Genomic DNA, 879 nt, shown 5'->3' with positions numbered 1-879 from the left:
TCGGGGAGACAGAGGCGACCGAGTTTGCGGTACTCCAGGCTGATCGCCGTCACCAGGTCACGCATGTCGACCACCCGGCCGTTCGCCGCCCCGAGGTAGGCCGCGGTCACGACCGCGTTGCGGATGTCCCCGCCGGCCAGTGTGAACGCCCGCCCGCAGAAGTCCAGGTCGACGTCGTCGGCCAGCGGGACGCAGCGCAGCATCCGCCGCCACAGTTCACGGCGTTCGGTCTCCTCCGGCCGGGTGAACTCGACGACCACGGACAGCCGTCGCCGGAACGCCTCGTCCAGGTTGGCCGCCAGATTCGTGGCCAGGATGGCCGTTCCGTCGAAGGACTCCATCCGCTGCAGCAGGTAGGCGACCTCGACGTTGGCATAGCGGTCCCGGGCGTCGGACACCTCCGAGCGCTTGCCGAACAGGGCGTCGGCCTCGTCGAAGAACAGCACGGCGTTGAGTCCCTCGGCGCCGACGAAGATCCTTTCCAGGTTCTTCTCGGTCTCCCCGATGTACTTGTCGACGACCACCGACAGGTCGATGACGTACAGGTCGACGCCCAGCGAGCCGGCGACGACCTCCGCCGCCATGGTCTTGCCGGTGCCGGACTCCCCGGCGAACAGCGAGGTCACGCCTTCGCCACGGCCGCCACCACGGCGCAGGCCCCAGTCGTCGAGCACGGTGCCACGATGGGCGGAGCGGCCCGCGAGGTGACGCAACGCGACGCCCGTCCGCGCGGGCAACACGAGATCATCCCAAGTCACCGACGGCTGTACCCGGCGCGCGAGCCGTTCCAGACCGGTGGCGTTCTGCGCCCGGGCCGCGGCCGCGAGATGCTCGGTTCTGATGTCAATGCCGATTTCGCGGCTGATCTCGCGGCTGATC

Annotated in this window: 1 protein-coding gene; it reads right to left on the bottom strand. The window is 69.3% G+C overall.

The genetic code is table 11. The annotated features are described in order from the left end of the window. A partial coding sequence (locus U9980_RS23690; protein ID WP_322769957.1) for an ATP-binding protein occupies nt 1-879 on the bottom strand: 879 nt, incomplete at both ends.

The sequence above is a fragment of the Protofrankia sp. Cr1 genome, assembly GCF_963555865.1.
In the GTDB taxonomy this organism is placed as follows: domain Bacteria; phylum Actinomycetota; class Actinomycetes; order Frankiales; family Frankiaceae; genus Protofrankia.
Note: the sequence above shows the minus strand (reverse complement) of the source record. Positions and strands in the feature narration are given on the sequence as shown.